The organism is Bradyrhizobium icense (assembly GCF_001693385.1).
Lineage (GTDB): Bacteria > Pseudomonadota > Alphaproteobacteria > Rhizobiales > Xanthobacteraceae > Bradyrhizobium > Bradyrhizobium icense.
In genome coordinates, this window is record NZ_CP016428.1 from 5,851,105 (window position 1) to 5,869,013 (window position 17,909).

General features: G+C 59.1%; 19 protein-coding genes and 1 pseudogene. 10 read left to right on the forward strand and 10 right to left on the reverse strand.

What is annotated here, in order from left to right; all coding sequences use genetic code 11:
• Window positions 1-312: 312 nt before the first annotated feature.
• The 5 genes from LMTR13_RS27335 to bioB all read right to left on the reverse strand — a co-directional run bounded on the left by LMTR13_RS27335 (window position 313) and on the right by bioB (window position 4,839).
• The gene (locus LMTR13_RS27335; RefSeq protein ID WP_065730485.1) at window positions 313-1,575 is read right to left on the reverse strand and encodes an adenosylmethionine--8-amino-7-oxononanoate transaminase; all 1,263 of its coding nucleotides are present in this window, start codon (window positions 1,573-1,575) and stop codon (window positions 313-315) included.
• Window positions 1,572-2,204: a dethiobiotin synthase gene (gene bioD, locus LMTR13_RS27340; RefSeq protein ID WP_065730486.1), complete on the reverse strand. Its 633-nt coding sequence runs from the start codon at window positions 2,202-2,204 to the stop codon at window positions 1,572-1,574. The genes LMTR13_RS27335 and bioD overlap by 4 nt, the downstream gene beginning before the upstream one ends.
• On the reverse strand, window positions 2,201-3,355 hold the full coding sequence (locus LMTR13_RS27345) for an 8-amino-7-oxononanoate synthase (RefSeq protein WP_065730487.1): 1,155 nt from the start codon (window positions 3,353-3,355) through the stop codon (window positions 2,201-2,203). Before LMTR13_RS27345 ends, bioD begins: the two co-directional genes overlap by 4 nt.
• Window positions 3,356-3,437: 82 nt before the next feature.
• Entirely contained in the window at window positions 3,438-3,791 is a 354-nt protein-coding gene (gene panD / locus LMTR13_RS27350; RefSeq protein ID WP_065730488.1) for an aspartate 1-decarboxylase, read from the reverse strand.
• Window positions 3,792-3,843: 52 nt separating this feature from the next.
• Complete coding sequence (gene bioB, locus LMTR13_RS27355) at window positions 3,844-4,839, reverse strand: biotin synthase BioB (RefSeq protein WP_065730489.1); 996 nt, start codon at window positions 4,837-4,839, stop codon at window positions 3,844-3,846.
• Between the two features lie 304 nt (window positions 4,840-5,143).
• Here bioB and LMTR13_RS27360 point away from each other — a divergent pair, with 304 nt between their 5' ends.
• The 4 genes from LMTR13_RS27360 (at window position 5,144) to LMTR13_RS27375 (ending at window position 8,399) form a co-directional block, all read left to right on the forward strand.
• Window positions 5,144-5,776 (forward strand): GntR family transcriptional regulator, encoded by a 633-nt coding sequence (locus LMTR13_RS27360; RefSeq protein WP_418219727.1) that lies wholly within the window; start codon window positions 5,144-5,146, stop codon window positions 5,774-5,776.
• 173 nt (window positions 5,777-5,949) lie between these two features.
• Window positions 5,950-6,309 carry a Dabb family protein gene (locus LMTR13_RS27365; RefSeq protein ID WP_065730491.1) on the forward strand — a complete coding sequence of 120 codons (360 nt, stop codon included), beginning with the start codon at window positions 5,950-5,952 and terminating at the stop codon, window positions 6,307-6,309.
• A gap of 117 nt (window positions 6,310-6,426) precedes the next feature.
• The gene (gene pabB, locus LMTR13_RS27370; protein WP_065733009.1) at window positions 6,427-7,818 is read left to right on the forward strand and encodes an aminodeoxychorismate synthase component I; all 1,392 of its coding nucleotides are present in this window, start codon (window positions 6,427-6,429) and stop codon (window positions 7,816-7,818) included.
• A complete protein-coding gene (locus LMTR13_RS27375) occupies window positions 7,815-8,399 on the forward strand; it encodes an anthranilate synthase component II (RefSeq protein ID WP_065730492.1) in 585 nt (194 codons plus the stop codon). Before pabB ends, LMTR13_RS27375 begins: the two co-directional genes overlap by 4 nt.
• A gap of 1,364 nt (window positions 8,400-9,763) precedes the next feature.
• Here LMTR13_RS27375 and LMTR13_RS27380 read toward each other — a convergent pair.
• The 3 genes from LMTR13_RS27380 to LMTR13_RS27390 form a co-directional block, all read right to left on the reverse strand.
• Entirely contained in the window at window positions 9,764-10,591 is an 828-nt protein-coding gene (locus LMTR13_RS27380; RefSeq protein WP_065730493.1) for a citryl-CoA lyase, read from the reverse strand.
• A 64-nt stretch (window positions 10,592-10,655) separates the two neighbouring features.
• The gene (locus tag LMTR13_RS27385) at window positions 10,656-11,918 is read right to left on the reverse strand and encodes a CaiB/BaiF CoA transferase family protein (RefSeq protein ID WP_065730494.1); all 1,263 of its coding nucleotides are present in this window, start codon (window positions 11,916-11,918) and stop codon (window positions 10,656-10,658) included.
• 40 nt (window positions 11,919-11,958) lie between these two features.
• Complete coding sequence (locus tag LMTR13_RS27390) at window positions 11,959-12,876, reverse strand: ABC transporter ATP-binding protein (RefSeq protein WP_236843171.1); 918 nt, start codon at window positions 12,874-12,876, stop codon at window positions 11,959-11,961.
• Between the two features lie 144 nt (window positions 12,877-13,020).
• Here LMTR13_RS27390 and LMTR13_RS27395 point away from each other — a divergent pair, with 144 nt between their 5' ends.
• Together LMTR13_RS27395 and LMTR13_RS27400 are read left to right on the forward strand one after the other, a co-directional pair.
• Complete coding sequence (locus LMTR13_RS27395) at window positions 13,021-13,758, forward strand: IclR family transcriptional regulator (protein ID WP_236843172.1); 738 nt, start codon at window positions 13,021-13,023, stop codon at window positions 13,756-13,758.
• A 143-nt stretch (window positions 13,759-13,901) separates the two neighbouring features.
• Window positions 13,902-14,168: a hypothetical protein gene (locus tag LMTR13_RS27400; protein ID WP_065730496.1), complete on the forward strand. Its 267-nt coding sequence runs from the start codon at window positions 13,902-13,904 to the stop codon at window positions 14,166-14,168.
• A gap of 166 nt (window positions 14,169-14,334) precedes the next feature.
• Here the strand turns inward: LMTR13_RS27400 and LMTR13_RS27405 are convergent, their stop codons facing one another.
• The gene (locus LMTR13_RS27405) at window positions 14,335-14,718 is read right to left on the reverse strand and encodes a hypothetical protein (protein ID WP_197520927.1); all 384 of its coding nucleotides are present in this window, start codon (window positions 14,716-14,718) and stop codon (window positions 14,335-14,337) included.
• Window positions 14,719-14,816: 98 nt separating this feature from the next.
• The gene (locus tag LMTR13_RS27410) at window positions 14,817-14,996 is read right to left on the reverse strand and encodes a hypothetical protein (protein WP_065730497.1); all 180 of its coding nucleotides are present in this window, start codon (window positions 14,994-14,996) and stop codon (window positions 14,817-14,819) included.
• Window positions 14,997-16,079: 1,083 nt separating this feature from the next.
• Here LMTR13_RS27410 and LMTR13_RS41330 point away from each other — a divergent pair.
• The 4 genes and pseudogenes from LMTR13_RS41330 to LMTR13_RS39960 all read left to right on the forward strand — a co-directional run.
• Entirely contained in the window at window positions 16,080-16,220 is a 141-nt protein-coding gene (locus LMTR13_RS41330) for a hypothetical protein (RefSeq protein WP_156795828.1), read from the forward strand.
• A 77-nt stretch (window positions 16,221-16,297) separates the two neighbouring features.
• On the forward strand, window positions 16,298-16,534 hold the full coding sequence (locus tag LMTR13_RS41335) for an MATH domain-containing protein (RefSeq protein WP_156795829.1): 237 nt from the start codon (window positions 16,298-16,300) through the stop codon (window positions 16,532-16,534).
• 216 nt (window positions 16,535-16,750) lie between these two features.
• Complete coding sequence (locus LMTR13_RS27415; protein ID WP_065730498.1) at window positions 16,751-17,314, forward strand: helix-turn-helix transcriptional regulator; 564 nt, start codon at window positions 16,751-16,753, stop codon at window positions 17,312-17,314.
• A gap of 119 nt (window positions 17,315-17,433) precedes the next feature.
• Window positions 17,434-17,845: pseudogene (locus LMTR13_RS39960) on the forward strand (phosphomannomutase/phosphoglucomutase); the annotation flags it as partial.
• Between the last annotated feature and the right edge of the window lie 64 nt (window positions 17,846-17,909).

Sequence of the window (17,909 nt, forward strand, 5' to 3'; positions counted from 1 at the left end):
GGGGAGCCGAGGTGTTCGCGTTCCTCATAAGAACGTGCGGAGACGTTTTGACCGCGGACCATCGAATAAGAACTTCTCAGCCGCGCTTTCCTCATGGGGAGCGTCTTTGGGTCGCGCTGCCGTGCACCCTGTGGGAGCGCTGCCAGGAACACTAGCAGAATTCACGCCATCTACGTTTGGTATCTGGTGTATCAGCAACACTCTCTCAGATCGGTTCTAAGCTTGCTGTAGATTGATATTCAGCTAGATAAGGATCGCCCAAGCGCCAAAACGGTTAAAAGCTGCTAGTGGCTACACGCACCAAGCGCATCCTCAAGCCAGCGCATCAGCAGAATCCTTGATGGCGGCATAGATTTGGTCAAGATCTGTCGCCGTGACGCAATAAGGCGGCATCACATAGATCGTGTTGCCGAGTGGCCGCAGCAGCAGATTCCGGGCTTTAAAGAATGCCTGAAGCTTCGGACCGATGCCCGCGAGATAGCCCGCATCATTCCTTTTCAGATCGAGTGCTGTGATGGTTCCGGTCCGACGAACGTTTGCAAAGCGCGGATCAGCGCGGAATGGCTCAATTGCCTGCTCTTGCATTGTGGCGACCGATGCCACGCGTTGGCGCGTTTCCCGATCTTGCCAGATATCCAGGTTGGCCTTTGCGGCGGCGCAGGCCACTGGATTGGCGGTATATGAACTCGAATGAAAGAACGTACGCGTACGTTCTTTCGAATAATGAGCGTCAAAAATATCCGCGCGGCAGATTGTTACCGCGAGCGGAAGCGCCCCTCCCGTGAGGCCCTTCGAATAGCAGGCAATATCGGGCGTCACATTGGCCTGCTCGCAGGCGAATAAGGTTCCGGTACGGCCCCAGCCCGTCATGACCTCGTCGGCAATGAACAGGACGTCAAAGGCCTCGCAGATCCGCTTCATCTCTCTTAGCACCCAGGCGGGGTACATCAGCATTCCGCCCGCGCCCAGTATCAGAGGCTCCACAATAAAGGCGGCTGGCATTTCGTTTCGACATGCAGACTCCAGCGCATCTAGCGTCGCTTGTTCATGACCTCTCGCGGGGAACGGGATTGAAGTAACGTCGAACAGCAGGGGCCCGTACACCGCATTGAACACGCCTCGGACACCGACCGACATCGCCCCAATCGTGTCGCCGTGATAGGAATGTTGCATCACGACAATGCGTACTCGTTGCTTGCCGACGTTATGCCAATAGCCGAGTGCCATTTTTAAGGCTACTTCCACACTCGTCGAACCACTGTCAGAAAAGAAGACATGGTCGAGGCCACGGGGCGCGAGCTTCAAAAGTAGCGCCGCAACCTCCTCGGCCGGATCGTGGGTGTAACCGGCGAAGATCATCTGGTTGAGCTTGCCTGCCTGTTTCTGAATCGCGCGTACGATATGTGGATGGCAATGACCATGGGTCACGACCCACCAGGATGAGATTGCATCTATGATACGGCGACCATCCGCGGTGTGGAGATAAGCGCCGTCACCACGCACGATCTTGATCATCTCATCCTGAAGCGCGTGTTGCGTGAACGGATGCCAGATCGGCGACTTCGTCTTTATCATGGCTTGAAGTCCCAAGGGATAAACGAGTCTTTGAAGACTGCCTGCAGCGTGTTTGCCGTGAGAGGAGAAAGCCAAGGCAATCGCCCCAACCAACGCACGCGCCCGATTTCGCAAATTGCCCTCTCAGGCTCAAAATTTCGTTCGCCAATGAATGCAATTCCGAGAATGCGGATCTGGCGCTTTCGCAGAGCCTCTATCGACAGCAGCGCGTGATTGATTGTGCCAAGTCGTGTGCTTGCGCAAAGCACGACGGGAAGCCGCCAGCGCTCGAAGACGTCGACAAAAAGTGTGCCGCCACTCAGCGGGACCATTAGCCCGCCGGCGCCCTCGATCACGAGCGGGCGCTCCCCGCTGTCCGGCACATCGATCGCGTCTGTGTCGATGCGAACTCCGTCGATTTCGGCTGAGTAATGGGGCGAAGCGGGCGTTCGAAGGCGGTAAAGCTCCGGCACGATGCGATCGGGTGAGAGACTGCCCAGCCGCGCGACGAGCTCGCTATCGGTCTCTCCTTCGAGGCCGGCCTGAATCGGTTTCCAATAGTTCGCACCGAGGAGATTGGCGAGCCCTGCGGAAAAGACCGATTTCCCAATCCCGGTATCTGTGCCTGTCACCACGATCCGCTGAGTCATCGCGAATCGCTCCACGTCTCTTCGACCAACGCATCAAGCATGTCGGATACATCATCTTCCCTGACGTTAAGCGTGAGTGAAATTCGCAATCGTGCCGTTCCCGCCGGCACGGTTGGCGGCCGGATTCCACGAATGTCGAAGCCGCGAGCCTGCATCGCCGATGCGAGCCGCATCGCGCGCGAGTTGTCGCCAACGACATAGGGCACGACCTGTGAATTCGAAGGACTCGAGCGACCGCGCACGACGATCTCCCGATGTGTGAATGCGACCAGCTTGGCCAGACGCTGCTGACGCTCAGGTTCCTCCCGCAGAATTGAGAGTGCCTCCCGCACGGCGACGGCCGTCAACGGTGGGGGCGCGGTGGCGAAGATAAACGGGCGACAGCGATTGACCAAGAAGTCGCGCAGCACGCGTGTGCCGGTGACGAGCGCACCGGCAGCGCCCAGCGCCTTGCCGCAGGTATGAACGACCACGAGATTTTCGCGCCCCTCGTAGGGCGCGGTGAGGCCCCGTCCCTGCTCGCCGTAAACGCCTGTGGCATGAGCCTCATCCACGATGAGGAACGCGTCGTAACGATCCGCAAGCGCGACCAGATGTTTAAGCGGTGCGAAATCACCATCCATGCTGTAGAGGCTCTCGGCCACGATCCAGACGCGACCCGTTCCGCCCTTGGCCCGCCAGTCACGAATTGTGTCTTCGACTGACTGGGGATCGTTGTGGGCGCTGATCCGAAACTCGGCCCGGCCAGCTCGCGCGCCTTCATGAATACTCGCGTGCACGAGAGAATCGAGAACAAGAAAATCGCCGCGCTGAGGCAGCGTTGTCAGGACAGCAAAATTTGCGAAATAACCGCCACTAAAGAAAAGCGCCGTCTCTGCCCCAAAGAACTGAGCTGCTTTTGCTTCGAGACTTTCGTGTTCCTCGCAATTGCCGCGCAGGAGCCGCGACCCGCCGGCTCCAACTGGTGTGCCGGCTTCGAGCGCGGACACGACGGCCATTTTCATACGAGGCGCGCTCGCCAGCGCAAGGTAATCGTTCGAAGAAAAGTCGACGCCAGCGCGCGGCTTGAGGCAGCGCAGCCGGCCGTCTTCTTTTAAGGCATGCAGGGCCGTAACATAATTGGTCATTTTGGCCGCATGGGTCGAGTTCATCGTTCACTCCCAGGTCGCATTTATCGCGCAGAAATTCCATTGGCAGCCAAGAAAAAGGCTTCATCCATCGGCCTTCACGTTTTCAACCTGGTAAGATGCGATTTTCTTGATCCACCAGCACAACGCGTGGTCTGAAGATTTTCGCTTCCGCCTCATCAAAGGAAGCATATGCAACGATGATGATTTTCTCTCCGGGCATCGCGATTCGAGCGGCCGCACCGTTGAGGCTTATCGTGCCAGAGCCCTTGGGCGCCTCGATCACATAGGTAGCAAAGCGCGCTCCGGTTTCGATATTATAGATTTCAACGCGCTCGTTAATCAGGAATTCGGCAGCATCCAGCAGCGTACGATCGATCGATATCGAGCCGTCATAGTGCAGATCGGCTTCGGTCACCGACGCGCGATGGATTTTACCTTTCATCAATGTAATCTGCATTGTTCACCTAGACTGAAATTTCCGCGGGGGGCTCGCCGCTGGTTTGCTTTACTCAGGCAAGCCCGGACGTGATACCAAGCCGGTTCAGCAAATTGGCGTCCCGGTCGGCTTTCGGGTTTTCGGTGGTCAACAGCACATCGCCGATGAAGATTGAATTGGCGCCCGCCAAAAAACACAGCGCCTGTAGTTCATCGGTCATGTATCGCCGTCCGGCGGACAACCGCACCACGCTCTTGGGCATCATGATCCGGGCCGTCGCGACCAGGCGCACCTGCGCGATCGGATCGGGACGCTCGGCGCTGTCATAGACCGGTACGCCCTTGACCTCGTTCCACAGGTTGATCGGCACACTTTCCGGATGCTTACGGAGATTGGCGAGCAGCACGAGCATGCCGAGTCGGTCCTCGACACGCTCGCCCATTCCGATAATGCCGCCGCTGCACACCTTGATGCCGGCGTCACGGACATGCGCAAGTGTGTCGATGCGGTCCTGCAAGGTGCGACTGGTGATGATCGTGCCGTAGAACTCCGGCGAGGTGTCGACATTGTGATTGTAGAAGTCGAGCCCGGCCTCTGCGAGCCGTGCGGCCTGTCTCAAGGTCAGCATGCCGAGCGTGACGCAGGTTTCCATGCCCAGAGCCTTAACCGCGCTGACCATGTCGCAGACAGAATCGAGATCGCGGTCTTTTGGACTGCGCCAAGCCGCGGCCATGCAGAAGCGGGTCGCGCCGGCATTCTTGGCGAGCTGCGCGGTGGCGACCACATCCGCGTGATCCATCAGGCGGGTGGCTTTCAGGCCGGTGTCGTAATGCGCACTCTGTGAGCAGTAGCCGCAATCTTCCGGACAGCCGCCGGTCTTGATGCTGAGCAGGCTTGCGGTTTCGACGTGATTTGGATCGAAGTTCTCGCGATGAACGCTCTGCGCCCGAAACATCAGGTCGGCAAACGGCAGGCCATAAAGTGCTTCGGCCTCGGCGCGCTCCCAGTCACTGCGAACCGGCGCGCTGTTGCCGTTTTCGTTCCGTTGCACTCCCACACCACCAACCATTAAGCCTTGCTTTCCCATCAGCAGCTACCGTAGATAATGGAAGATATAATCCATAACAATTGCTCACGGCAACGGAACTTGAACGGTTCAAGGAGATGACCTTCGGGACGCCGCAGGCGTCCCAGCCGAGCGCTCAAGGCAAAGGTGTAAAGTGCGTTGGCGCCTAAAGACCGCGAAATCAGCCAGGGTTTGGAGAAATTCCGCAAAATGAGGGCACCTCTTACTATTTTGACGCCTGGCCATGGCGTATGGCCGGCCGCTCGCCCGAGCCCCAGTGCCAGACGCTTATGATAGATAATCTATGATGACCGACGAGAATACGACGACCGCGGGGCGCATTGCAGAGGCAATCGGTGAGCGCATCATCAGCGGCGAGCTGCAGCCAGACGCCCCACTCCGGCAGGACCATATCGCGCGAGAATTCAATTCCAGCCACGTCCCGGTGCGCGAGGCCTTTCGGCAACTTCAGGCCCAACATCTTGTCGTCGCCGTGCCCCGTCGCGGTGTGCGAGTTGCCCCGCTTAATATCAATTCCGTGAAGGAGATCGCCGAGATGCGCGCCGCGCTCGAAGTGGTCGCGTTGCGCAATGCGGCGCCAAAGCTCACCTCTAGCCATTTGGCACGGATCGAGCTCGCCCTGATTGAAGGAGACACCGCCCAGACCATTCAGGAGTTTGAAATGGCCAACCGCGCCTTTCACCACGCGCTGGTGGCGCCCTGCGCGATGCCGCGCCTGCTCGCGAGCCTCGACGGACTACAGCTTGCAAATTCACGACTCGTGTTCGCGATGGCGCGCAGTAGCGGCTGGCGACCGCGGTCTAATCAGGATCACCGCCTGATTTTGCAAGCCCTGCGGGCGCGCAACATCGATCAAGCCTGTAGTCTGCTCGCGCGCCACATTCAAACGATTGAGCGCCTTGCCCTTCCGTCGTCATGACCGCGAACGAGATCTGGCGAGGTCCGTTGCAAACCCCGGGGCGAAGCGCAAGAGCGCCAAACCTCCGACCGTTTTGCCGCGCGACGCGGCTTGCGGCTGCGCCCCCGTTGCAGCGGGCTCGATCCCAAGATAGTTATGCGACCTCCTTGCGACATCACTCCTTAAGGCCATCCATGATTCGTCACATCGTCTTGTTCAGCGCCAAGGATCAGGCCCACATCGAGCAAATCATCGAAGGCCTATCGGTTCTCACCACAATCCCGCATGCACGCCGGCTCGAGATTGCGCGCAATTGCAAGACCGACCAGCTCGGCAACGAGATCGACGTGGTGGTGTATGGTGAGTTCGACAACGAGACAGAGCTGGCAGCGTACAAAGCGCATGATCTGTACCAGGAATCGATCAGGCGGGTACGTCCCCTTCGGGAGCTGCGGTTCGCGGCCGACTACAATGTATCAGCCGATGCGCGGTTCGCCTCGACGGCAGCGATAAGCCAAGTTAGTGGGCGCTTCGGGTCAACTGACGGGGGTTAATCTGGCAATCGGTCTCAAAAGCTTGCGGGTGCCAGACGAGCGTCGCTCGCGTCGCCGTGGGATTCGCAATCGGAGCGCGTCTCACCAGCACGGCAGTTGTCGGTGACTGACAAGGCGATGCACGTCCGCGAACTGCAGTGGATTGAGCCTGTCACCGCGATGCGCTGTCTCGCGCATCGACCGCACCTGACGTTTCTCGATAGCGCGGCAACGCAGCTGCTTGGGCGCTATTCCTATCTGAGCTGCGAGCCGTTCAGCACCTATATGGTCACGGACGGACAGGCGAGTTGCAACGGAGAGGCTCTCGCGGGCGATCCGTGGCGAGCTCTTCGCACCCTGCTCGCCAGGTACCGAGAAGTGCATCGTCCCGATCTGCCGCCGTTCCAGGGCGGTGCAGCCGGCTTCTTTGCTTATGATCTGAACAGGACACTGGAGCAACTGCCCGCGCCGGCAATTTCCGGTCAAGGGTTGCCGCAATCCATCCTGCATTTCTATGACGTGGTCGTCAGCTTCGACCACCGTGACGACAGATGCTGGATCGTCTCGACCGGATGGCCGGAGCAGGATCCCGCACGACGCCGCGAGCGTGCGCGCCGTCGAGCCGATAAGTTTGCGGCGCGGCTCGCCGCCCCAAGGACGCCGCGGAATGACTTTCCCGGCACAGCGGGAGCATGGCGTTCGAACTTCAGCCGTGAGGGCTACATTGCGGCGGTGCAGCGCGTCATCGACTTGATTCTGGCTGGCGACCTCTTCCAAGCGAACATTGCGCAGCGCTTCAGCGCGCACCTGTCGAGCTCATTTGATCCGCTGGCCTTCTACTGCCAGTTGCGGTCATTGAACCCGGCCCCCTTTGCCGCCCTCCTGCGCTACGGCAAGCTGACCATTGCCTCGAGCTCGCCGGAACGATTCCTCAAGCTTGATGGACGGCAGGTCGAAACGCGCCCGATCAAGGGCACGATTGCGCGCTCCGCTGATTCGAAGGACGACCGGCGCTGCGCTGAACTCCTCCTCGCGTCCGAAAAAGAACGTGCCGAGAACACGATGATCGTCGACCTCCTGCGCAACGATCTGTCACGCGTTTGCACGCCGCAGTCGGTCGAGGTTCCAGCGCTGTGTGCCCTCGAATCCTACGCCTCAGTGCACCACCTCGTGTCGACCGTGACGGGTGAACTTGCCGGAGATGAAGACGCCGTCACCTTACTGCGAGCTTGCTTTCCCGGCGGCTCCATCACCGGAGCGCCCAAGGTGCGATCGATGGAAATCATTGCGGAGATCGAGCGGGTGGCGCGAGAGGTCTATTGCGGGGCGATCGGCTTTATCGGCTTCAACGGGCACATGGATACGAATATTGCGATCCGCACTGTCACGATCGACGATGACTTGGCTGTGTTTCATGCAGGTGGCGGAATCACGGCATTGTCGGATCCAGAGGCCGAATACGAGGAGACGTTCGCCAAGGCGCAGCGCATCTTTGACGCGTTTCGTGCTGAGACATCTGGTGCATTTTGATTGTCATTATCGATAACTACGACTCCTTTGTCTTCAACATTGCCCGCTATTTTCGCAAGCTGGGTGCAGCAACGGCAGTGATTCGGAATGACGCCGTCAGCGTCGGCGATCTTGCCTGCCTCAAGCCGCGCGCCGTGGTCCTCTCCCCTGGTCCCTGCACACCACTTCAGGCCGGAATCTCGACCGCCGTCATCCGCGAACTGTCAGGTTGCGTCCCAATTCTCGGCATCTGCCTCGGACACCAGTGTATTGGGAGCGTATTCGGCGGACGCGTCGCGCGCGCCCGTCGTCCGATGCACGGCCGGTCCTCATACGTCACCCATGACGGCCGCGGGCTGTTTAAGGGCCTCGCGTCCCCACTTTGCGTTGGCCGCTACCATTCTCTTGTTGTTGAGCTCGACGAATCATGCGCGCTCCAACTAACGGTGACTGCGCGTTCGGATGAAGGCGAGATCATGGCCCTCGCACATCGCTCTCACCCGACCTATGGCGTACAGTTCCACCCGGAATCTATACTTACCCAACAAGGGCAGGTGCTGCTGATGAACTTCTTGAGACTCGCAGAGACTTGCCGATCGTGAGGATATCGGAGAGCGTGTCGCACACTTGTTAGCTTAACGCACGGAAGCGAATCGTCAGCTTCTGCGAGTCTGATAGATGCTAAGCAGATGGCTTATGGCAGGCAATGGATCGCGATCGCTTGGACGTGCTGATGGCACCAGCCCTGCAGAGCCGCGTAACGGCGGACCTCCGCCAACGGCGTTATCCAAGGCGAGTTGTCCGCCTTCTCGTCGTAATAGCTTGGCTCGTCTACCATTTGCGGCCTCGGAGAACCCGGGCCTTGGTCTTCAGCTCCGCCTTGAGCCGTCGCCTTCGGGCGCAAAGCCCACCGACCGCAGTTCTAGCCATGAGCAAATAAGGACCGCCCGGCTGGGAGCCGCACCGGCGACGCGGCGAATGTCCCGGGGTTTCGCTTGCTTCAGATTTACAGTCAACATTTCGTTAACTTCAAATTGTAGGTTGAGAATTGAGGGAGTCATTGCTAGCAGCGGCTGCTCTCCAAACACTAAAGAAAGGAGTTGAACATTGAAAGCTGCTCGAACCAAGAAGAATGCCCCGCGTCGCGAGTGGACTTCGGCGGATTTGAGAGAACTCAAGAAGCATTCGAAGGCGCGCACTCCTGTCGAGAAAGTTTCCAAAGCGATGAAGCGTACTATCGGCGCGTTGCGCGTAAAGGCATCGCAGCTCGGATTAGGCTTAGGTCATCAACGCTAGTGCCTGTGAGGGCTGTGCGGCGTTGGGTCGCGCAACCCCGCAAAGTCGTAGGGCGAACGTCTTTCAGCTTAATGTCGGACCGGCGCTGCGGCGCGCTCAGCCTGGATCACAACGTTTTTGAGCGGCTCAGCGATGTCAGACGATAAGATTTTAGTCATCGTCTGCGTCTGGACTGTTAACGTCACGGCGAAAAAAGCGTGTGCCGTTTAAGCACTCCCCACCGACCGACCTAGCCTGCCGCCGTGCTCGCAAACCTCTCTTGTCGCCGGTCGAGGCATATACAGGTCGTTGCTGCCCATTGAACGACTCGGAATTGCAGTAACCGAGCGATGTGTGGATTGTGCCGCGACCAGCATTAAGCTCCATGAGCCCATTCATGTAGTCGGCGACCAGAATGCGGCCATCCGGCGCAATATTCGGCTAACCCTCATATTCGATGATCAAGGACCGGGAGCCATCGGGTGCAATCCTGAAGATGCGGCCGAAGGGAATGTCGACCAGATAGTGATTTCCAGACGCATCGAACGACGGCCCGTCGATGAAGCAGTCCGCCGGCTTTCCTAAACGGTTGACGTCCGTTCAATCGGAGCGGACTCCGGGCCGGCGAAATTTGGCGGGCATGGCCGAAAAGACGCGCGTTCGATGAGCTGCGGCGGTCCCTTAAGGTACATCATGGCGCTTCCCTCAGGCTGCGCTTTGGCTGCCCCTGATATTTGTAGGCGAACTGCTTGGGCATCGGCCCTTTATTGCGGTCCTTGCGTCCGGTCTGCTCCCATGCATGCGCCAGGATGCCTACCGCGCGTGACAAGCAGAAGATGCCGCGGGCTAGGGGTGCAGCAAAGCCCAGCTCCCCGTAGATGACTGCAGTGGCTCCATCGATGTTCATCGGGATGAGCTTGCCTTTGCGCTCGCGCATGACGCGCTCGATCGCGCGCGCAGCGCTGGCATAGCGACCGCTGACGGCGGCGTCACTGACCGCGGCATCGACTAGTGCGAGCAGCGGGTCAGCGCGCGGGTCGACGGGATGGAACCGGTGACCGAAGCCGGGCAGATATTTGCTGCGCGTGGCGGTGAAATGGTCGATCGCCTCAGCGGCAGCCTCATCGATATCCTTGGTCTCGCTCAGGCGCAGGACCTCGTCATAGAGCTCAATCGCCTGCTCCCCCGCTCCGCCATGCAGGTCGTCGAGCGTGTTGATCGCGGAAGCCATCGCGCCGTTGAGCGGCAGCCCACAACTGACAGCGATCTGCGCGATGGCGATGGAAGGTGCATGCGGGCCATGATCCACTGATGCAACCAGCGCAGCCTGCAACAGCCGCTCCTGCGCCGGTGTGGGTAGCTCGCCGCGCAGCATCAACCAGATCATCGCGGTGAAGGAAATATGACCAATCAATTCCTCGATCGTGTATCCGCGGTAGGCGATCCGCCCAGGCGCAATGTCGCATATGGAAGTCCGCCACCAATGGGCGGCCTGCTCTCGCAGCTCCGTTTCGCTCATTCTGTTTTTCCAATCTCTCAGCCTATGTCCTGCCGAAGCTTGCTTGCGCGCAACTCCCTGCCCGTCACGCTGCTCCATCCGTCGCCGGACGGACCCGCGGAAAATGCGCTCCTCCTTGACGTGGCGTTCCGGCGGCACCGCTTGCGATAAGGTGCTCAATTTCCGGATAGGTATAACCGAGCCGAGCCAGCCATCGCTCTGTGTTCGCACCGAGCGACGGAGGGAGTGCGGGGACAGGAAACGCCTCATCCAGCCGAAAACCAGGGCGCGTAATGCGTAATGGTGGTTCGCCAGCCCTGTCGAGCGGCAGCGTCTCGACAAAGCCGCGCTCCAGCAACTGCGGCTCGCGCAAAACTTGCGGAACTGTCAGCACACAGCCGGCAGGGACGCCGGCGGCATTCAACAGCGCCTCCCACTCCTCCGCAGGCCTGCAGCTCAACGCCGCATTCAACTCATCGCTGAGCGCCCCGCGGTTCAATTTACGTGCTTCGCGCTTTGCGAAGCGCGGATCTGTCTTCAGATCCGGCCGGCCGATCAGATCGCAAAGGGTCCGGTACTGCTTCTGCTCGTTGGCGGCTATATTCAGCGGGCCGGTCGCGGTGCGGAACGTGCCGGAGGGTGCAGCCGTGAAATTCTCGTTCCCCATCGGCTGCGGCTCGACCCCGCCGTTCAGGTGATTGGAAACCACCCATCCCATGGCAGCGATTGTCGCCTCGAGTAGCGACACGTCGATGAACCGGCCCCTGCCCATTTGCTGCTGCTCGACGAGCGCCGCGGAGATGGCAAAGGCGGCCGTTAGTCCGGCGATGGTATCGGAGATCGGGAAGCCGGTCCGCAGCGGAGCCGTGGCTGCGTCACCGGTAACACTCATCGCGCCGGAAAGGCCCTGGACGATCTGGTCGTAGGCCGGGCGCGCGGACCAAGGACCGCTTTGCCCAAAGCCTGAGATCGCACAATAAATGAGACGCGGGTTGCGCTTGCACAACGCGTCAAAACCGAGACCAAGCCGCTCCATGACCTTGGGCCGGAAGTTTTCGAGAAGGACGTCGGCCTCGGACACCAGCCTAAAAAACACTTCCCTTCCCGCTTCAGACTTCAGATCGAGCGCCACCGACTGCTTACCGGCGTTCACGGCGACGAAGGAGAGGCCCTGAAGGCGCTTCGCCCTTTGCAGATCGGCGCCAAGGCGCCGCGCGAGATCGCCTCCGTTGGGGTTTTCGATCTTGATAACCTCCGCGCCGAGGCGCGCGAGATGGTAGCCGCAGAACGGGCCTGCCAATACGTTCGACAGGTCGAGGACATGGATACCGGTGAGCGGCAGGGACATCTGACGAAGCCTTCTTTGCGGTATTCGGCCGCTGCGGTTGTTATTTCAGTTGCTGGGCCGCACGCTCGGCGAAGCGATTGGTGAAGGTTTTGCTGAGGTCAATGTTGGCCGTAGCGATCCTGGGGCCGAAATCGCTCAACACAGCCAGCGGTACCTTGGCCGCTTCGGCGTCCATCGGGCCGGTCTGGGAAAACAGCGCCTTCGACGCTTTCAGGGCATCGATGTTCAGCTCGCGATTATCAGTCTTGTACCGGGCCGGGACCGCGTCAAAGAGTTGCTCCGCGACGAACTCGTCCGTGGTCTGCACCGCAGAGACGTCCCGTGGACGAGGCAGCGTGATCCTGACCTCGCCGACCATCCGGCTGGCAGGGCCTGCGGACATCACTACGACGCGGTCGGTGATCGCCTCGTCGAGATCATGGGTGATGAAGATCGAGGAACGGCGCTCGGCCTGCCAGAGATGGGGCAGGATGGGGTGCATCAGCCGGCGCGTGTGAACGTCGGGCGTCGAGAAGGGCTCGTCCATCAGAATGATTTTCGGCTCCATGATGACCGTCTGCGCCATCGCCGCGTGCTTGCGTTGCCCGCCTGATAGCTGATGCGGATAACGCTGCTCAAATCCCGTCAGGCCGACTTTGGCGAGCCACGGCCGAGCCTCGGCGCGCGCCTCCTTGAGTGACTTGCCATGAAAGACGAGCCCGAGCCCAACGTTGTCCTGTGCGGTCTTCCACGGCAGTAGGCCCTCCTGTTGGAGCATGTAGCCGGACTGATCATTCAGTCCCGTGAGCGGCTTGCCGAAGATCTGAACGTCTCCCGACGCGGGTTTTAAGAGACCTGTGACAGTGTTCAGGATGGCGGACTTGCCGCAACCGGTTGGGCCCACAACCGCAACGAACTCCGCATCGCCTACCTGGAGGTTCATGCTTTTGACTGCGATGAATGCGCCGAAGCGGATCATTACCTCGCGCAAGTCAACGGCCAGCGTTGGCTGCCCTTCGCGCTTCAGAACTCGTTATGTTACGTGCAACCCATAGACCTGTGTGTGATAAGAGTCAATCTGTTCTGGTGTTCAGAACCACCTTCTTACTTCCGTGATGGATTTTTGCGCCTGAAACTGATAGTGGTTCTACACTGCAGAACTGGAGCCGAGATGAGCAAGACAGGGGTTGACGCGGTCAGGAGAGCGCTCGCGATCCTGAAAAGCTTCAACGCGGAGCGGTCTGCGATGACGCTGACGCAGATTGCGGAGATGACGGACCTCTACAAGAGCACAGTGCTCCGATTGGCCTCTTCGTTGGAGGCTGAAGGCTTTCTCGTCCGCGGCGCGGACCGGTTGTTTCGACCGGGACCGGAGTTGTGGCGTCTTGGGGCGCTCTATCAGCGCGGTCTGGATCTTGGCGAAGTCATGCGGCCATCGCTTCGTCGACTGGTTGAGGCAACGGGGGAAACTGCATCCTTTTATGTTGCAGATGGCGACGAACGCATCTGTCTCTACCGCGTCAATTCTCCACGTTCAGTTCGACATCATCTCGAAGAAGGCCAGCGATTGCCGATTGATCGCGGCGCCGCCGGGCGAATTCTCACTGCATACCGCGAGCCAGCGAACGTCGAAGGGAAGAAGATCCGCAATAGAGGCTTTTATGTTTCGATCGGAGAGCGGGATCCGGAGGTCGCCGCGGCGGCCGTGCCGTTGATCGACGTACACGGCAAACTGAGGGGCGCCCTTTCGGTATCAGCGATCAGGACGCGCTTCGATACCGACGCCCGAAAGGCGGCAATCGATGCTCTCAAATCGGAAGCCAAAGCCTTAGCGGGGTTGCTGCCTGCGAGTGATCAGTGAGGGCGTCCGCTGTGCGGCATTTGTGAAGAAGTCGACGCGGCTTCGGCAAGGGCTGGCAGTATCCTGGCGCAGCATGAGCCAATCAGGGACTTACCGGCTGTTCAGAGGCAGAGCAGCCACGTTGAACGATCGAGTACAGAGTGATGGACGCGAACGACATTCACATTCGATTCGATGCGCCCGCCATGCTTCGCAAATGGCCCTCCATAAACAATGAGCGTCGTGCAGACAGAAGCACCTATCTGCTGGCGGAAGGCACGCTGGACGACTGCATACGAGAGTTTATGACCAAGCCTGAGGCCACACGTCATCTTTACGAAATCCACACAGCGCCGCAGCCTCCACTTATAACGGAAATCTTATCAGCCGATCCGATCACGGAACTCGCCAGATTCCGAAGTTTCCTCTGATCGGGATGTTCTTGTCGGCACTTCTGGGCCAGGCGAAGATCAGCCTCAAAGTCGGTGGAGTCTCAGATCAAGGACAACAGTTCCGCTTTGCCCTCGAATGCAGAGCTAGCGCAGGTGCCGCTTTCGTTCTTGAGACCGACTGCCCGGAACATAGGCTCTTATTCAATCAGAAGCGATCATGCAGCTGCCCGCTGCGCGCCTTGTCGCCGACCGTCTCAGCCACGAACCGTCCCGATCCGCGCGGCGGGCCCTCCGGTTGCCGTCGCCCCATCGCCATGATGGCGGTGCCCATCGCGCTGGAGCTGAGGGTGACGATGAAGCCGAACAGGAGCAGCCCCAGCGCGACGCCGGGGGTGTGATCGGCCAGGATGAGGCCTCGTATGTTGCCGGGATTGAGCAGCATGAGGCCACCGACCAGGAGCACCGCCAGCGACACGCCCGCGGAAAAGTTGATCGCGAGCAGCCGGAACAGCGGCGCTTCCAAAGCAAGGCGCCGGCGCGGCGACAGCGCCTCTTCCTGCATGTCGTCCTCCATCGCAAGAAAACCCATCGCATTTTTCGACCGATCGACCGCCGGCTCGCCTGTTGAAAGACGAAGCGGCGCCCGGTTCTGATCACAATCGATATACCCTTGTTTTAGTTCCCAATTCAGCGCGCTCGCGCCGTTCGCACCATGCGACAATCAAGCATCAGGCGGCCGAGCGCCACCTCGCCGTCCTCGAAATTGCTGCCCAGAACCGTCGGTTCGGTCACCACACGCGCGCGGCGCCAGGAGTCCTCGTGGTCGCGTCCATTGAACCCGAATAGGGCCGCAGTGATCGCTTCCAACGCTGTGCTCGGCATCAATCAAGGGCCGCTTGGTCGATGACGTCGGAGTTCTCCCAGATTCTGGGCCTTTGACCGACGTCTATACTCCGAAGATTTTCGCTTTGCCCAAGTGCGGCCCAACCCTCTGCATGATCAACCGTGCGTGTAGGAGACTCTATCCGCGCCGGCAACTTTCGCACACAAATAATCAGATGCCGGGACACGCTGATGCATGACGTACCGAGCGTGACCGCTTTACACTGGCCGAGTGCCGATCTTTCTTGATCTCCCGGTGTACACGTCCTGCACACGCCGCCTTCTACCTCGTTGAGATCACCGGACGACAAACGAAAGGTCAGCAAACTTCGTCCGGCTTGGCACGGCGCGAGGGAACACCGGGCCTGATGTAAACCAGAATGCTGTTGATGCTATTGGCGGGGATAGCTGAGTTCGAATTGTCGATGCGTACATCCCACCACGGATTCCACAGCCGTTGATTGGAATGACGTTGATCACAAAAAATGTGATCGCATTACTCTAGCTGCGATCAGAACATATGAAGTGAGACGCGTCCCAAATGAGATAGAAAAAGCAAAATGTGCTGACCGGTGTTCAATAGCGTTCCCCGACGAACCTCCTAGAGCTGCATAGGGCTCGTCGCAGTGCTCAGGTCCTTCCGCCCAATTGTCTATGACCTGTCCGCTTCAATCCGCCTGCGAGTGATGCGGGCTTTCCGACTCATCGCGCGACAATGGGCGAGCAGGCATCTGGGACCCGGGCAGAGAGTGGCGCTCCCATTGGCCAGCGAGCGTTGCGCAGCCCCTGCCTGTGGATGGTCGCGTTTGCAGAACCAGACCTTATCGTCCCCAAGTGCCGCGCGTCTTGAGGTTTGGGCTGAACGATCTATTCTCTGAATCTGACCGCGACATCGGGCTGGCCATTGCCGCGGCCCGGACTGTTCATCCCGCTCGGTTTCATCGTACGTTATGTACAAAACTGGTGCGCCATAGACACAATCGGCTGTTCGAAGCTGCTTTCGCAGAATGAACGCCGTCTTAAAGCCCCGGTGGCAAGCTAGCATCTCGTTCCTGATAGAATCCGCCGATGATCAGCGAAAACTTGGCCGCCATGCGCACGCACCGCATCCACCGCTATCGCCGCTTGCTTGAAACAGGCCTGGCAAGGCTTGATCGCCAATCTATCGAGAAGCGCCTGTGCGAGGACATCGCGCTCTCGATGCTTTAGTCTCCGCCAATTTTCCTTTCGGTACCGACCAGACCCGAGCTGGAAAGCCGGCAGGCGCCTCAAATCAGAATACCCTCATGGTGAGAGCCAGTCGCAATGAAATTCGGCGCGAAAGCGGGGAAATTCCCCTGAAGTATGCAGGCGCGGAATTGTATGTTTGGCGCTTTCCTTTCCGTGACAAAGTTGAACTTTCACTTTTGGATCGATCGCAACCAAATGGCATCGAACAAGCGTGCAAATCGAACGAGCAAACGCAGCCCGAATCCGACCGCGAAAAGTTCGGCTGCCCGCGAACGCAATCTGAAACTGACTAGAAATTAATGAGGCACATATCCCAAATGGGACTGTCGACTTGGAGTCACGCAGCTATAAGTTGCCGCCCTGATTGATGATGTTTCTAGCTTTAGTATTGGCGAGCACGATTTGATTATTCCAAATGCTCAAGAGTGAAGAGGCAACGGGGGGCCGGTCCAAAGGGAATTCTATTTTGCCCGAGAGAACTGCGCATCGCTCGTGGGGAACGGCGCAGGATGATTGGTGCGCTTGGATTACTGAAACGGCCTGCGATTGTGGTCGATCGTCACGGCATGGTGCTGGATGTCAACGACGACGCCTTGAAGCTTTTCGATGACGATCTCTCGATCAAGGGAAAACGTCTGTTCGCGGCCGACCCTCAATCGCGAATGAGATTGGACCGATTGGTCAACCAGATCCGTCTCGCATCGAGTAACCCGGGTCGTACCACCTTGCAAACCGTGATCGCCAGACGCCAGGGCCGTCCGGTCGTCGTTGATGCCTTTGTGCAAGGGTTGGAAGGCGAGGACCTATTACCGGATGTGGGCGCCCTTCTTCTCCTAACCGATCTGAACGAAAACCTTCAGGTGTCGCAGAGCTCTTTGATGGAGATCTTCGGACTGACACCTGCCCAGGCTCGTCTCGCATCGCTCCTGGTCGAGGGAAAAGCGCTGGAGGAAATTGCCCTTGATATGAAAATTTCGCCGGGGACGGCGCGCAACCATCTCAAGGCCGTCTTCCTGCGGACCGGGACGAGACGGCAAGCCGAGTTGGTATCACTGTTGTCCCGCCTACGATAAGTGTCGGTCGAGGTCCGGCTCGCCGGATCGAGATTTTCGAGTTTGACCGCCGCGCTGCCTTGGCCTGAGCATTTCGCAGTGGCTGCGGTCAATTTCCTCATCTTTGACAGATTGTGTCGCTGTTTCCCAAGCCGAAATCCGTGCTGCTGCCCAACACCTATGCCTTCGAATCCGAACCGATGGTGAAGGCGACCGGCTTTCGCGAATATGACGCGCGCTGGCTGTTCAACAAGGAAATCAACCTGATGGGCGTGCAGGCGCTGGGCATGGGGCTCGGCGCGCTGATCGCGGAGCTCGGTGTCAAACAGGAGATCGTCACCGGCCACGATTTCCGCGGGCTATTCGGCCTCGATCAAATATGCGCTAATCTCGGGCCTGATGGCGGCAGGATGCAAGGTGCATGACATCGGGCTTGCGGTCACGCCAATGTCATACTTCGCGCAGTTCGACCTTGACGTATCCTGTATCGCGATGGTCACCGCGTCGCATAACGACAGTGGCTGGACCGGCGTGAAGATCCCCGACGGTCGGTCAAAATCCCCCGGGTGTGGTCACCTCAAACTCCCCCACCTGATTCCGCCTGGCTGGGCGGCTG

Bases quoted from the DNA above. Each gene is read 5' to 3' on its own strand.
- pabB (WP_065733009.1), top strand. From the start codon at position 6,427: ATGCACGTCCGCGAACTGCAGTGGATTGAGCCTGTCACCGCGATGCGC.
- LMTR13_RS27405 (WP_197520927.1), bottom strand. From the start codon at position 14,718: ATGGGTTTTCTTGCGATGGAGGACGACATGCAGGAAGAGGCGCTGTCG.
- LMTR13_RS27385 (WP_065730494.1), bottom strand. From the start codon at position 11,918: ATGTCCCTGCCGCTCACCGGTATCCATGTCCTCGACCTGTCGAACGTA.
- LMTR13_RS27335 (WP_065730485.1), bottom strand. From the start codon at position 1,575: ATGATAAAGACGAAGTCGCCGATCTGGCATCCGTTCACGCAACACGCG.
- LMTR13_RS41330 (WP_156795828.1), top strand. From the start codon at position 16,080: ATGATCAGCGAAAACTTGGCCGCCATGCGCACGCACCGCATCCACCGC.
- LMTR13_RS27365 (WP_065730491.1), top strand. From the start codon at position 5,950: ATGATTCGTCACATCGTCTTGTTCAGCGCCAAGGATCAGGCCCACATC.
- LMTR13_RS27360 (WP_418219727.1), top strand. From the start codon at position 5,144: ATGACCGACGAGAATACGACGACCGCGGGGCGCATTGCAGAGGCAATC.
- LMTR13_RS27415 (WP_065730498.1), top strand. From the start codon at position 16,751: ATGATTGGTGCGCTTGGATTACTGAAACGGCCTGCGATTGTGGTCGAT.
- LMTR13_RS27400 (WP_065730496.1), top strand. From the start codon at position 13,902: ATGGACGCGAACGACATTCACATTCGATTCGATGCGCCCGCCATGCTT.
- bioD (WP_065730486.1), bottom strand. From the start codon at position 2,204: ATGACTCAGCGGATCGTGGTGACAGGCACAGATACCGGGATTGGGAAA.
- LMTR13_RS41335 (WP_156795829.1), top strand. From the start codon at position 16,298: ATGGTGAGAGCCAGTCGCAATGAAATTCGGCGCGAAAGCGGGGAAATT.
- panD (WP_065730488.1), bottom strand. From the start codon at position 3,791: ATGCAGATTACATTGATGAAAGGTAAAATCCATCGCGCGTCGGTGACC.
- LMTR13_RS27390 (WP_236843171.1), bottom strand. From the start codon at position 12,876: ATGATCCGCTTCGGCGCATTCATCGCAGTCAAAAGCATGAACCTCCAG.
- LMTR13_RS27380 (WP_065730493.1), bottom strand. From the start codon at position 10,591: ATGAGCGAAACGGAGCTGCGAGAGCAGGCCGCCCATTGGTGGCGGACT.
- LMTR13_RS27345 (WP_065730487.1), bottom strand. From the start codon at position 3,355: ATGAACTCGACCCATGCGGCCAAAATGACCAATTATGTTACGGCCCTG.
- bioB (WP_065730489.1), bottom strand. From the start codon at position 4,839: ATGGTTGGTGGTGTGGGAGTGCAACGGAACGAAAACGGCAACAGCGCG.